Raw genomic sequence first — 12,493 nt, forward strand, 5'->3', positions numbered from 1 at the left:
ACAGTAGCGAATTTAGCTTAATTCACCCCAAATAGCTTGAGTTCAAAGCGATAAGCCCCCCAGGAGGTTCTACGTGACGCAGCAGAAAAAGGTTCGTAAGGCGGTATTCCCGGTCGCAGGTCTTGGAACGCGGTTCCTTCCGGCAACCAAAGCCGTTCCGAAGGAAATGCTGACCGTCGTCGATAAACCGATCATTCAGTATGTGGTCGACGAGGCGCTGGAAGCGGGTATCGAGCATTTCGTGTTCGTCACCGGCCGCAACAAGCACATCATCGAAGACTATTTCGATATCCATTTCGAGCTGGAGCAGACGCTGCGCGAGCGCAGCAAGAAGGCCGAGATGACGCTGCTGGCCGGCCAGCTGCCGAAGGCTGGTACCGTCAGCTTCACCCGCCAGCAGGAGCCGCTCGGCCTCGGCCACGCCGTCTGGTGCGCCCGCGAGATCGTTGGCGACGAACCGTTCGCGCTGCTGCTCCCTGACATGATCATGAAGGCCGAGGGCAAGGGCTGCATGAAGGGGATGATCGATCTCTATGCCCAGAGCGGCGGCAACATCATCGCCGTCGAAGAATGCGAGCCGGATCAGACGCACAAATACGGCATAGTCGGTGTCGGTGAGGCGATCGGTGAAGGCTTCCGCATCACCGGCATGGTCGAAAAGCCTGCCAAGGGCACCGCACCGTCGAACTTCTTCATCAACGGCCGCTACATCCTGCAGCCGGAGGTCTTCAAGATTCTCGAAACCCAGGAGCGTGGCGCCGGCAACGAAATCCAGCTGACCGACGGCATGCTGAAGCTTCTGACGTCGCAGGATTTCGCAGGCTATCACTTCAAGGGAACGACCTATGACTGCGGCGCCAAGGATGGCTTCATCCTCGCCAACGTCGCCTTCGCGCTCGATCGTGCGGATATCCGCCCGACCGTCGAGGACGGCTTCAAGGCTCTGCTGAAGGGTCTTTAAGGCCTAGCGTTTCAGCCGCAAACCGACACCGGCTCGCCATTGCTGCGAGTCGGTGCCTTCATCCCGCGTCGTCAGCTCGTAGCCGAGAGTACTCGTCAGATCGAGATAGCGGTTGATGTTCCAGATGAGACCGGCACTCGTCGTATAGACCGTCTCATCGCTGCTCGCTCCGGCCGGATAGTCGCGCAGCGTCACCCCACCCAGAACAATTGCCTGCAGGTTATCGCGCAGCTGATGCGTGATCGTCGTCGTCAGCGCGTGCGAGACATAGCCGCTCAGCCCCGGCGTCGTGGAGGGCTGGATGCTGGTCTGCAGGTCGAAGTTGACATTGGTACCGCGCAGCGGCGACCAAAGGATATTGGCGTCCACGGTTGCCGTATCGATCGAGGTCAGACGATCGTCGTCGAAATTGGCGGTCTCGTAACCGGCGCTGACTTCGCCCTTCAGCTTCTCGCCGAGATCGACCTGGACGCCGGCCTTGGCGCCGTAGCTGTTGCCGGAGCGGGCGTAGCCTGAGCTGTCGCGGGTCTCGTCGTAGGCGGTCTTGCCGACAGTGCCCTCGATGAAGGGGATGAGTGCCGGGGAGAGCTCGTAGCCGATGCGGGCGCGGAAGGTGCCGGCGGTCTGGTCGCGGTCGCTGAGGGAGACGTCCGTGCCGTTTGCCAGCGTCACGTCGGAATAGATGGTCCTGACGACATCGAGTTCGGTGGTGCCGCGCAGCACGCCGAAGTCGCGCTCGATCGAAGCGCCGGTGCTGAATTCCTGAACATTCGACTGCTTGCTGGCATCGGAGATCGCGTTCGGATCGTCGGTGTCTTCTCGGTAGAAACGGTAGCCGCCCTTCAGATGCGCGACCGTATCCTCCGGCAGATCGAGGCGCAGATCGCCGTCGATCTGGAAGGAGGGCTGCTCTTCGCCTTGGCCGCTGATGTTCTGCTGCCAGCTGCCCTGGCTGGTGACGGTCAGCTGGTGCAGCGCCCAGTCGGATGTGAGCGTCGCGTTGCCATCGGTCTGCAGGAAGCCGCGGCTTTCCTTGGTGCCATTTTCCTTGGTCGTCTCGGTATTGATCGACTGCGTAATCGACGGGCGCAGGATGAAGGTGCCGACGCGGATGCCATCGGTATCCTTCTCGGTCAACGCATCGTCGGCCTTGCGCGGCAGACGGCGTTCGTCGATCGCCGGTTCGCGGGAGTTGAGGCGGCGCATGTCCTCGTCGAGGATCGAGCCTGTCGTCTCGTCGCTCGGCTGCTGATCGCCTGATGCCGTCGTGGATGACGTGCCGTTCTGCTGGGCGGCGCCGGTCTGGGTGCCGGTTGCGGTGTCATCGGGGGAAGGCACGCCGGGCTGGCCCGGGTCCGGAACACCATCGCCATCCAGGTCGGCCGTCTGTGTCTGTTGGCCGCCGGTGTTGCCGCCGGAGGAATATTGGGAAGAGGATGAGTAGCCAGATGTGCCGCTGCCGTAGCTCTGCGTCGATTGGGCGAATGCGGACTGCGGCAGTGCTGCGGCGGCCAGGAGAACGGCAGACACGGCAAAGCGCGTCGCACGGAGCGGCGTCAAACTGCTCGTATCACGTTCCTTGCCCATTCAGAATCCGCGTTTGGCATGCTTCAACTCGTTACCTGAAAGTAAAACGTCATAGTTAATCATTCGTTTAGACTGGTGCCTTCGGGTCGTCGTTTCGACCGAGACAGCAATGGACAGCCACAGTGAAAAGCGCTAACGCAGGCTCATGATGAGGAAAGCTGTCAATCTGGCCGAGAACAGTGTGCTGGAATCCGCGAAGCGGACCATCACGACGGAACGGCGCGGTCTCGAGGCGCTCGAGCGCGCGCTCGACAACGGGCTTTCCGGCCCATTCTCCCAAGCGGTCGAAACGATCGGCGGTATCAGTGGCCGGGTGATCGTGACGGGCGTCGGCAAGAGCGGCCATATCGGCGCCAAGCTCGCCGCGACATTTGCCTCGACAGGAACGCCTGCCTTCTTCGTACACGCCGCCGAAGCCAATCACGGCGATCTCGGCATGATTGCCAGGGACGATCTGGTTCTGGCGATCTCCAAGGGCGGCGAGAGTGCCGAGCTTCGCAGCATCATTTCCTATACTCGCCGGTTTTCGATCCCGCTGATCTCGATCACCTGCGGCGCGGAATCGTCACTCGCCAAGGCCTCGGATGTGGTACTTCTCGTTCCGAACGAGGAGGAAGCCTGTCCGAACGGTCTCGCGCCGACGACCTCGACACTGATGCAGCTGGCAGTCGGCGATGCAGTGGCGGTAGCGTTGCTTGAGGCGCGCGGGTTCACGGCGCGCGATTTCCATGTGTTTCATCCCGGCGGGAAACTGGGTGCCAGCCTGGCGCATGTCGGCGACATCATGCACACCGGCGAGCGCGTGCCGCTGGTGCCGCAGGGCACGCCGGTTCCGGATGCCATCCAGGTTCTGTCGCGCAAGCATTTTGGCTGCGTCGGCGTTCTCGATCAGGACGGCCGGCTTTGCGGCATCGTGACCGAAGGCGACATGGCGCGCAATCTGACGCGCAACCTCGCGGAACTTGTTGTCGACGACATCATGACGCGGACGCCGAAGGTGGTGAAGCCGTCAGTGCTGGCAACCGCTGCGCTGGCACTGCTCAACAAGCACCATATCGGAGCGCTGATCGTCGTCGATGACGACAACCGGCCGGTCGGGCTCATCCATTTCCACGATCTCTTGCGGATCGGCGTCGCCTGATCAGGCGGCCTCGACTGTCAGGTCGCGGCCATTGCTGGCGACGACCTTGACGCGGGTGCCGACCGGAAGGTCAGGCCCCATCACCTGCCATATCGTATCGTCGAGACGAATCCGGCCGCGTCCCTCGCGGATCGGCTCGGCCAGCGTTGCCGTGCGGCCGACGAGGCTTGCGCCGCGCTGATTGAGGAAGGGTTCGTCCGTTGCGTCGTGGCGCAGCGTCAGCTTGCGGCCAACGAAAGTTGTCGCCACGGCAAAGGCCGCGAAAAGGATCAGTTGCACTTCCCAGACCCAGAAGCCTGCGTCCCATAGGAGAAGCGAAAGGACGCCGACGGCGAGCGCCGCAAGGCCGATCCAAACGAGGAAGAAGCCGGGCACGATCATTTCGGCGGCCAGCAAGATCAAGCCGATCACCCACCAGCTCCACGGGCCAAGCTCTGCAACGATGCGTGCCAGCATGCGTCAGCGCTCCGGGTTCTGGTTGAAGGGATTGACCGGCGGCGTGCTGCGCTGGGCGACCTGGCGGGGCGGTTGCGGGGCGGGTGGGGTGCTGCCGTCGCCGAAGACTTCCTTGGCGATGGCGCCGATGCCGCTTAGCGAGCTTAGAATGGAGGACGCCTCGATCGGCATCAACACCACCTTGGAATTGGGGGCCGAACCGATCGACGTCAGGGCTTCGGTGTATTTCTGCGCCACGAAGTAGTTGATCGCCTGGACGTCGCCGGCGGCGATCGCTTCGGACACCATCTTGGTTGCCTTGGCTTCGGCTTCGGCCAGGCGTTCGCGCGCCTCGGCGTTGCGGAACGCGGCTTCGCGCTGGCCTTCCGCCTGCAGGATGGCCGACTGCTTGGCGCCTTCGGCGCGCAGGATCTGGGCGTTTCGCGAACCCTCGGCTTCGAGAACCTGGGCGCGCTTCTCGCGCTCGGCCTTCATCTGGCGGGCCATGGCATCGACGAGGTCGCGGGGCGGCTGGATGTCCTTGATCTCCACGCGGGTGACCTTGATGCCCCAGGGATGTACGGCCTCATCGACGACGCGCAGCAGGCGGTCGTTGATCGCGTCGCGGTTGGAAAGCAGCTCGTCGAGATCCATCGAGCCCATCACCGAACGGATGTTGGTCATCGTCAGGTTGAGAATGGCGTTTTCGAGGTTGGAGACCTGATAGGCGGCCTGCGCGGCATTCAGCACCTGATAGAAGGACACGGCATCGGCGGAGACCGAGGCATTGTCCTTGGTGATGACCTCCTGGGTCGGCACGTTCAGCACCTGTTCCATGACATTCATCTTGGCGCCGACGCGCTCGATGAAGGGGGTGATCAGATTGAGGCCGGGCTCCAGCGTCCGCGTGTAGCGGCCGAAGCGCTCGATCGTATAGCGATAGCCCTGCGGCACCGTCTTGATGCCCGCAAAGAGCACCAGAATAACGAAGATGACGAGTGCGATGACGACGATGTCGAAGCCGCCCAGGACCATGAAATTCCTCCACCGGTTGTTGCCGGAATATCCGGCACACATCAAACGTGGAGACTTATCCCGTTATTTGCAATGATCCGCAACAAAAAGCCGCTGGCCGGGTCAGACCCAGCCGAGAAGCTCACGCCGCACCACCTTTTCGAGCACGCGCATGCCGTCTTCGCTGTCGTTTAGACAGGGGATATGCGCGAATTTCTCGCCGCCATTCTCATGGAAGGAGTGGGCTGCCTGTTCGGCAATTTCTTCCAGTGTCTCCAGACAGTCGGAGACGAAGCCGGGATTGAGAACCGCAATCTTCTTGACGCCGTCCTGCGCCAGCTTCTCGATTGTCTTGTCGGTATAGGGCTGCAGCCATTCCTCGGGCCCGAAGCGGGACTGGAAGGTGACCGTGAACTTGTTTTTCGACAGTCCGAGACGTTCGCGCAGCAGGCGGCCGGTTTTCTGGCACTGGCAGTAATAGGGGTCGCCCTGCTTGAAGTAGGACATCGGGATGCCGTGGAAGGACGCGAGGATCATCTCCGGCTCCCAGTCCAGCGTCGCCAGATGGTTGGTCACCGAATTGGTGAGCGCCTCGATATAGGTCTCGTCGTCGTGATAATCAGGGATCGTGCGCAGGGCCGGTTGCCAGCGCATGGTGAGCAGCTTCTGGAACGCCTTGTCGTTGACCGTTGCCGTCGTTGCTGCCGCATATTGCGGATAAAGCGGGAAGAGCACGATGCGGTCGCAGCCGGCGGCCTTCAGGCTATCGATCTTCGAGGCGATCGACGGGTTCCCGTAGCGCATCGCCCAATCGACGACGACATTCGGCAGGTCCTTCAGGCGCTCGGCCATCAGGTCCGACTGGCTGCGCGTATAGGTGCGCAGGTAGCTCTCATCCTTGTCCTTGTTCCAGATCAGCTCATAGGCCTTGCCGACCTTGCCGGGGCGGGTGTTGAGCACGATGCCGAACAGGATCGGGTACCATTTCCAGGGCGACCATTCGATGACGCGCTTGTCGGTCAGGAATTCCTTGAGGTAGCGGCGCATCGAGGAATAGTCGGTGCCATCCGGTGTGCCGAGATTGACGAGCAGCACGCCCACCTTGCCGAAGGTCACAGGCGGGTGTTCCGCCGGGCGGTTCGAAATTTCTGCGGTCGTCATTCTGGCCCCAACGCTCTCATGTCTTCGCCGGCTCATACGCAGCCGGACGTGATTGGTTCAACCCTATAAGTAGAAAAGCCGGCCCGGGGAACCCCGGACCGGCTTTCAAGATCGGGACAAATCGTCTTACTTCGCCGGAAGCTTCAGCTCTTCGCCAACCATCAGGCGGCGCGGGTTCGGGCTGCCATTGGCTTCGGAGATCTTCTTCCAGAGTTCGCCATTGCCGTAGAACTGCTTGGCGAGATCCCAGAGCGTGTCGCCAGCAGCAATGACGTGGCTGGCGGGCGTTGCCGCTGCCGGAGCAGCCGCAGCCGGTGCCGCAGCAGGCGCTGCCGGTGCGGCGGCACCAGCGGCTGCGATCGCCGTCACGCGTCCGTCGGTATAGGGCTTGTAAGGGTTATGCGCCGTCAGGTATCCGACGGTGACATCGGCAAGATCGGGGCCGAAGTCGTAGGCATTCTTGCCTGCTGTTTCGAAGATCGAATAGCCGTCGCCGCCAGCGCGCATGAAGTTGTTGGTCGCAACGCCGTAGGTCTTGGCCGGATCGATGGCGACGAAATTATCGCCGTCCTTAACCTGCACATCGCTGACGCGGCTGCCGACCGGCTTGGAGACGTCGAAGCTGTATTTCAGACCGGCAACCTGCGCGAAGCGGCCGGCACCCTGATCGATCTGGCTGACACCGTTTTCGAGCGCCTTGACGACGTCGGCACCGGTCAGCTGGAAGGTCGCCAGCGTATTCTGGAAGGGCAGAACGGTGATGACCTCGCCCTGGGTGACTTCGCCGCCGTCGATCGAGGCGCGCAGACCGCCGCCGTTCTGGATGGCGATCTGGACGCCCTGGCTCTTGGTGCGGTCGAGCATGGCATCGGCCACCAGATTGCCCATCGAGCATTCCTGGACGCGGCAGATGGTGCGATCACCCTCGATCGGACCTTCCGACGCGCCGATGACCTTCTTGCGCAGGTCTTCGATCGGTTTGGCAAGCTCGGCGATACGGGCGGTGAGCGCCGGATCCGGGGTGAAGGAAGAATCGATCAGGATCGGATCGCCCTTGGCACTCTTGACGACGCCGGCGTCGTCGAAATCGACGACGAGATCGCCGAGATACTTGCTGTAGGATGCGGCCTGAACGACCGGAACCTTGTAGCCGCCCGGGTTGTCGACCAGCGTCGGATAGGGGCCTTCGGCCTTCGGATCGGTGTTCGACAGCAGGCTATGCGAGTGGCCGCCGACAACGACGTCGACATCAGGGATCTTGGCGATCGCCGAGAGATCGCGCGGGTAGCCGACATGGGTCAGCGCGATGATCTTGTTGATGCCCTGCGCCTTCAGGTCTTGAACGGCTGCGGTGATCGAGGCGACGTCGTCGGCGATCAGCACCTTCGGGCCAGGCGAGGAGAGTTCTTCCGTATCGTTGGTGACGGCGCCGACGATGCCGATCTTCTGGCCGCCGACATCGAGAACCAGCGACGGCTTGATGCGGTCGCCGAGCTTCGAGCCGTCACCGGCCAGCACGTTGGCGGAGATGACCGGGAACTGCACCTTGTCGAGGAAGGTGGCGAGGCCGTCTTCGCTGTCGTCGAATTCATGGTTGCCGACGGTCATGACATCGAACTTCATGGCGTTCAGCACTTCGGCTTCGGCTGCACCCTTGTAGGTGGTGTAGAACAGGGAGCCCTGGAAATTGTCGCCGGCGTTGAGCAGCAGCACGTTCTGGCCGGAGAGGGCCTGGCGGCGCTGGTCGATCGCGGTCTTCAGGCGGGCGGCGCCGCCGAAGCACTCCTTCTTGCCTTCTTCCTCGGCAGAGCAGGTGGAATCGAACTTGTTGATCGATTCAATGCGGGAATGGAAATCGTTGATGTGAAGAATATTGAGCTGATAGTCGGCGAAAGCCGCGCCCGTGCTGAGCGCCAGCATGGATGCCGTAAGCAGACCGAAACTAAAGGATTTCGTCATCCTGTTCTCCTGATTTTCCGGCGGCAGCGCTTACCCCTGGCTGTTCCGCCGATCCCTCTTAGCCGTTTTACCCGGCGCGCCGGATGTTTTCATCTCACCTACGCAACCGCAAGCGAAAAGCTGGGCCAATCCGCGTGCTTTCCAAGTGGCGGTAAACAAAAAAGCTCCCGCGAAGGGGAGCTTTTAATTCTCGGTAATCGGTGAAGTGCGGTTACAGGCTGCGCGTCAGCGTGAATTGCGCGCCGGCATCCGAGGTGCAGTTCAGCTGGCCCTGATTGACCAGTGCGCAGTTGACCTTGGACTGGGTCTTGCGCACCAGCGAGGTCATGTTGATCTCCACCAGAGACGGTCCGGTGTTCACATAGGTGCCGGATGCCAGCAGCTGGTTGCTGTCGGTCGTGCGGGTGGTGAAGGTGCCAGCCTGGAAGGTCGAGACGATGCCGTTCGGATCGCGCCATGCGCCTTCAACGCCCGTTGGCGCGGCACGGGTGGAAACCGGCATGGGACGGGGATCAGAGGAAACACAAGCTGCGAGCGCTGCTGCTGCAGCCGCGAGCGCGGCGATATTTCTCAACTTCATAAAGCTTCTCCGGCGATTGGCGGCGGACGATATCCGCAAGTTCTGGAAAAAACATGGCGCGAGGCGGCCGCCAAGGCAAGCCTTCTACAAGCTGCAAGCGAAATTACACAGCAGGCGTTACAAAAATGCCCGCCTTTCGGCGGGCATTTTGTCTCTGCAGGTTCGCGATTAGGAGCGAACCAGGATGTTCTTGAACTGCCACGGATCCTTGGTGTCGATGTCCTCGGGGAAGAGGCCCGGGCGGCCATCGAGCGGGGTCCAGTCGGTGTAGTGTCCTTCGACCGGGCCGAGGTAAGGCAGCTGCACTTCGAGGCAGCGCTTGTAGTCGATCTCGTCGGCTTCGACGATGCCGGCCTTCGGGTTTTCGAGGGCATAGACCATGCCCGCGAGAACGGCCGAGGTGACCTGCAGGCCGGTGGCGTTCTGGTAAGGCGCGATGCGACGGGTTTCTTCGAGCGACAGGCGCGAGCCGAACCAGTAGGCGTTCTTCTCGTGGCCGTAGAGCAGCACGCCGAGCTCGTCGATGCCTTCGACCAGCTCGTCCTCGTCGAGGACGTGGTGCACAGGCTGCGCGGTGCCGCCATTGCCGAACATCTCATGCAGCGAGAGAACGGCGTCGTTGGCCGGATGATAGGCGTAGTGGCAGGTCGGGCGGAAGGTCAATTCGCCGTCCCTGTCGCGAACCGTGAAATAGTCGGCGATCGAGATGGATTCGTTGTGTGTGACGAGGAAGCCGTACTGCGGGCCAGGCGTCGGGCACCAGGTACGAACGCGGGTGTTGGCGCCCGGCTGTTCCAGGTAGATCGCTGCCTTGTTGCCCTTCTTGTGCTTCTTGGCGTTCTTCGGCATCCAGTTTTCGTGGGTGCCCCAGCCGAGTTCCGCCGGCTGCAGGCCTTCGGAGATGAAGCCTTCGACCGACCAGGTATTCCAGAAGACGTTGAGCGGCTTCGGGGTCTTGGTGAGCTGCGTGTCGCGCTCGGCAATGTGGACGCCCTTGACGCCAAGCTTCTTCATCAGCTTGGCCCAGCCTTCGCGGTCATGCTGATCCGGCTCTTCGAACTTCAGGCCGGTGTCGTTGGCGAGGTTGACCAGCGCCTGCTTGACGAACCAGGAAACCATGCCCGGATTTGCACCGCAGGTGGAAACGGCCGTTGCGCCGCCCGGGTTCTTTTCCTTTTCCTTGCGCACGGTTTCGCGCAGCGCGTAGTTGGTGCGGTCGGCGTTCTTCATGCTCTTGTCGAAATAGAAGCCGAGCCACGGCTCGACGACGGTGTCGATGTAGAGAACGTCAAGCTTGCGGCAGAGCTTCATCAGGTCGAGCGAGCCGGTGTCAACCGAGAGGTTGACGCAGAAGCCCTGGCCTTCGCCTTCGGTCAGCAGCGGCTTCAGGAGGTCCTTGTAGTTGTCCTTCGTCACATATTCCTTGATGTGACGGACGCCGTGCTTCTTGAGGATTTCCATGTCGCCCGGCTCTTCGCGCGGGTCGATGACAACCAACCGGTTCTTGTCGAACTTGAAGTGGCGCTCGATCAGCGGCAGCGTGCCGCGGCCGATGGAGCCAAAGCCGATCATCACGATCGGGCCGGTAATTTCGGCATATACCGGGTGGGTCTGTTCCGTCATTCTTTTCTCCTGTGGAAGGCGGCGAAGGCAATCAGCCTCAAGAATTCTTCAAAATGCGCTGAAAATAAGCGAAGTGACCGGCTCTAACCATAAAATGGCGTCACAATAAAGAGCGTTTGGTCCGGGAAAGCAAATATCAGGCGGGCGCCAGCTGCTGTGCAAGGCTGTGCAGCTTCTGCACGAGGTCAGCTTTCTGCAGCGTCAATCCCTTGTAGGCGGCCTGATGTTCGTCCAGCGCGTCGAGTTGTGACGCGAAGCTTGAGGCGAGTTCCGCGGCCCGCGGGTGATGTTCGATCGCTGCAATCGGATCGACATAGACGCGGATGGTGAAGACGATATCGCCTGAGACGGGAAGCTTGCGCAGCGTCTGCCGCTCGACGCGGGCGAAGCGCTCGGCCAGCGTGAAATCGTCGGCAGAAGGCGGGCGGCGGTGCTTGGAGAGCGGCAGGAAGAGATCGCCAGTCGTGTTGACCGACCAATTCATCCGCTCGACTGGCTGGGTGACCTGCAGATTGTCGAAGATGCGGGTGATCAGCGCGGCGTTGCGCGTGCCTTCGCTGAAACCGGGCACATCCGCATGGATCGCCTGCATCGGACGGCCGAACTTTTCCTGCAGCGACCAGGAAGACGGGAAGGAGACGTGGCCTGCGACCAAATGCCAGCCATCATCCTTGCGGCGCATGATGACGAGATCATCGGCAACAAGGAGGCCGGCTTTCACCAGCGGCGGCAGTGTGCTGTCGGCGAGATCAATTCTGGTGCCCGCCGTTTCGATGACGCTGCCGTGGCGGGCATACAGATCGGGATGGGCAGAGCAGAGATAGTCCGCAAGCAGCGCCAGACATTCTTCCTGTGCCGCCCGCGTAGCGTCTTCGGCGACAAACACGTCCTCGCGATGAGCGCCGATGAGGCTGCGCTTCTCCCGGAGATAGCGTGCCAGATCCGCATCCGGCTCGATCCACCTGGCGATATCGAGCGGCATCAGGCCGATGGTGAACGGCCTGGATGATCCATCATAGGGTGTGTAAGCGGGAAGTTTCATTGTCAGGAAACTGCCGGTTTGCTAGGCTTGATGCAAGAGTGAAAGGAAAGCTTCTTGGCAAGCAATACTGTCTCCTTTGATATGCCCGACCCGATGAAGCGTCAGCTCGATCAGCTTTCGCGCATGACGAAACGCGATGCGTCGACGCTCGCGCGCGAAGCACTTGCCGACTACCTCCAGCGGCAAGACGAGCAGGCTGCGGCGATCGACGAAGCCCTTCGGTCTGCAGATGACGGTCAGTTTGTTTCTCATGACGCCATGTCGGAATGGCTGGAATCATGGGGTGGTGCGGAAGAGAAATCGCCGCCCAAAATTGACGTTATCAAAGCCCGGCGATGAAGCTTCTATGGGCGGCGCTCGCACGAGCCGATTTGCTGGCCATCCGCCACTACATTGCTGAGCATCATCCGGGTGCTGCCAAAGCTGTAGCGGACAAGATTCTGCGGTCGGCAAACTTGTTGCGTGAACAGCCTGAACTCGGCTTGGCCACCCATAGGAACCATGTCCGGCGGTTGCTTGTTGCCGGGTCGGTCTATTCGATCATCTATCGGATTTCCGACCAAGACATTGAGATCATCGAAGTTTTTGATGGTAGACGGCACGCCCCGCGTACCGATCTGAAGCCGGGCGACTAGCTATCCCTTCAAAGCTTCCAATCCCTCATTGACCGTTGTCAATGCCACTTCCGTCACCTGATATTCCGCAACGCCGTGCACCGTGAAAGGATCGGCCGCGACATAGGCTTCGATCTCGGACCGGTCACCGATGGCGAAAATCACGCCGCCGGTGCGCGGGACCTTGCGGCCGGAGGCCAGGAACCAGCCCTTTGCATAGCCTTCCTTCACCCAGGCCATGTGCGGTTCCATGTGCTTGTCGGCCTCCTCGTTGGGCTTCACGTAGGTGAGGGAGAGAATGAACATGTTCCGATCCTGAAAGCTGTGTGCCGTTATGAGGCTGTTGATAACCGAAATGGGACTGGTCCATCCATCT

Annotated in this window: 13 protein-coding genes; 4 read left to right on the forward strand and 9 right to left on the reverse strand. The window is 61.2% G+C overall.

The genetic code is table 11. The features are described 5' to 3' along the window. Positions 1 to 73: 73 nt before the first annotated feature. Positions 74 to 961 (forward strand): UTP--glucose-1-phosphate uridylyltransferase GalU, encoded by an 888-nt coding sequence (galU, locus tag AC1DJO_RS26585; protein ID WP_112385532.1) that lies wholly within the window; start codon positions 74 to 76, stop codon positions 959 to 961. Positions 962 to 964: 3 nt separating this feature from the next. Here galU and AC1DJO_RS26590 read toward each other — a convergent pair whose 3' ends face one another. Further along, positions 965 to 2,548, reverse strand: coding sequence for an outer membrane beta-barrel protein (locus AC1DJO_RS26590; RefSeq protein WP_477973798.1), 1,584 nt, complete (start codon positions 2,546 to 2,548; stop codon positions 965 to 967). Between the two features lie 145 nt (positions 2,549 to 2,693). Between AC1DJO_RS26590 and AC1DJO_RS26595 the strand changes: the two genes are divergently transcribed. Continuing rightward, positions 2,694 to 3,689: a KpsF/GutQ family sugar-phosphate isomerase gene (locus AC1DJO_RS26595; RefSeq protein WP_112385530.1), complete on the forward strand. Its 996-nt coding sequence runs from the start codon at positions 2,694 to 2,696 to the stop codon at positions 3,687 to 3,689. Here the strand turns inward: AC1DJO_RS26595 and AC1DJO_RS26600 are convergent, their stop codons facing one another. The 7 genes from AC1DJO_RS26600 to AC1DJO_RS26630 all read right to left on the reverse strand — a co-directional run bounded on the left by AC1DJO_RS26600 (position 3,690) and on the right by AC1DJO_RS26630 (position 11,503). Next, a complete protein-coding gene (locus AC1DJO_RS26600) occupies positions 3,690 to 4,145 on the reverse strand; it encodes an NfeD family protein (protein WP_112385529.1) in 456 nt (151 codons plus the stop codon). A 3-nt stretch (positions 4,146 to 4,148) separates the two neighbouring features. Further along, entirely contained in the window at positions 4,149 to 5,159 is a 1,011-nt protein-coding gene (locus AC1DJO_RS26605; RefSeq protein WP_477973800.1) for an SPFH domain-containing protein, read from the reverse strand. Positions 5,160 to 5,261: 102 nt separating this feature from the next. Next, positions 5,262 to 6,299: a ferrochelatase gene (gene hemH, locus AC1DJO_RS26610; RefSeq protein WP_477973802.1), complete on the reverse strand. Its 1,038-nt coding sequence runs from the start codon at positions 6,297 to 6,299 to the stop codon at positions 5,262 to 5,264. Between the two features lie 126 nt (positions 6,300 to 6,425). Then, positions 6,426 to 8,258, reverse strand: a complete 1,833-nt coding sequence (locus tag AC1DJO_RS26615) for a 5'-nucleotidase C-terminal domain-containing protein (protein WP_477973804.1) — start codon at positions 8,256 to 8,258, stop codon at positions 6,426 to 6,428. A 211-nt stretch (positions 8,259 to 8,469) separates the two neighbouring features. Next, positions 8,470 to 8,838, reverse strand: a complete 369-nt coding sequence (omp10, locus tag AC1DJO_RS26620; RefSeq protein WP_112385525.1) for an outer membrane lipoprotein Omp10 — start codon at positions 8,836 to 8,838, stop codon at positions 8,470 to 8,472. Positions 8,839 to 9,006: 168 nt separating this feature from the next. Beyond that, positions 9,007 to 10,461 (reverse strand): homospermidine synthase, encoded by a 1,455-nt coding sequence (locus AC1DJO_RS26625; protein WP_477973806.1) that lies wholly within the window; start codon positions 10,459 to 10,461, stop codon positions 9,007 to 9,009. 136 nt (positions 10,462 to 10,597) lie between these two features. After that, positions 10,598 to 11,503: a heme-dependent oxidative N-demethylase family protein gene (locus AC1DJO_RS26630; RefSeq protein WP_477973808.1), complete on the reverse strand. Its 906-nt coding sequence runs from the start codon at positions 11,501 to 11,503 to the stop codon at positions 10,598 to 10,600. Positions 11,504 to 11,557: 54 nt separating this feature from the next. Between AC1DJO_RS26630 and AC1DJO_RS26635 the strand changes: the two genes are divergently transcribed. Together AC1DJO_RS26635 and AC1DJO_RS26640 are read left to right on the forward strand one after the other, a co-directional pair. Beyond that, on the forward strand, positions 11,558 to 11,842 hold the full coding sequence (locus tag AC1DJO_RS26635; RefSeq protein ID WP_477940656.1) for a CopG family ribbon-helix-helix protein: 285 nt from the start codon (positions 11,558 to 11,560) through the stop codon (positions 11,840 to 11,842). Beyond that, positions 11,839 to 12,138 (forward strand): type II toxin-antitoxin system RelE/ParE family toxin, encoded by a 300-nt coding sequence (locus AC1DJO_RS26640; protein WP_112518071.1) that lies wholly within the window; start codon positions 11,839 to 11,841, stop codon positions 12,136 to 12,138. Before AC1DJO_RS26635 ends, AC1DJO_RS26640 begins: the two co-directional genes overlap by 4 nt. Here the strand turns inward: AC1DJO_RS26640 and AC1DJO_RS26645 are convergent, their stop codons facing one another. Beyond that, positions 12,139 to 12,423 carry a YciI family protein gene (locus AC1DJO_RS26645; protein ID WP_477973811.1) on the reverse strand — a complete coding sequence of 95 codons (285 nt, stop codon included), beginning with the start codon at positions 12,421 to 12,423 and terminating at the stop codon, positions 12,139 to 12,141. Positions 12,424 to 12,493 lie beyond the last annotated feature (70 nt).

This window comes from Rhizobium sp. 05N430, assembly GCF_056396985.1.

Bases quoted from the DNA above. Each gene is read 5' to 3' on its own strand.
- AC1DJO_RS26630 (WP_477973808.1), bottom strand. From the start codon at position 11,503: ATGAAACTTCCCGCTTACACACCCTATGATGGATCATCCAGGCCGTTC.
- AC1DJO_RS26595 (WP_112385530.1), top strand. From the start codon at position 2,694: ATGATGAGGAAAGCTGTCAATCTGGCCGAGAACAGTGTGCTGGAATCC.
- AC1DJO_RS26615 (WP_477973804.1), bottom strand. From the start codon at position 8,258: ATGACGAAATCCTTTAGTTTCGGTCTGCTTACGGCATCCATGCTGGCG.
- AC1DJO_RS26600 (WP_112385529.1), bottom strand. From the start codon at position 4,145: ATGCTGGCACGCATCGTTGCAGAGCTTGGCCCGTGGAGCTGGTGGGTG.
- AC1DJO_RS26640 (WP_112518071.1), top strand. From the start codon at position 11,839: ATGAAGCTTCTATGGGCGGCGCTCGCACGAGCCGATTTGCTGGCCATC.
- AC1DJO_RS26645 (WP_477973811.1), bottom strand. From the start codon at position 12,423: ATGTTCATTCTCTCCCTCACCTACGTGAAGCCCAACGAGGAGGCCGAC.
- omp10 (WP_112385525.1), bottom strand. From the start codon at position 8,838: ATGAAGTTGAGAAATATCGCCGCGCTCGCGGCTGCAGCAGCAGCGCTC.
- AC1DJO_RS26590 (WP_477973798.1), bottom strand. From the start codon at position 2,548: ATGGGCAAGGAACGTGATACGAGCAGTTTGACGCCGCTCCGTGCGACG.
- hemH (WP_477973802.1), bottom strand. From the start codon at position 6,299: ATGACGACCGCAGAAATTTCGAACCGCCCGGCGGAACACCCGCCTGTG.
- AC1DJO_RS26605 (WP_477973800.1), bottom strand. From the start codon at position 5,159: ATGGTCCTGGGCGGCTTCGACATCGTCGTCATCGCACTCGTCATCTTC.
- AC1DJO_RS26625 (WP_477973806.1), bottom strand. From the start codon at position 10,461: ATGACGGAACAGACCCACCCGGTATATGCCGAAATTACCGGCCCGATC.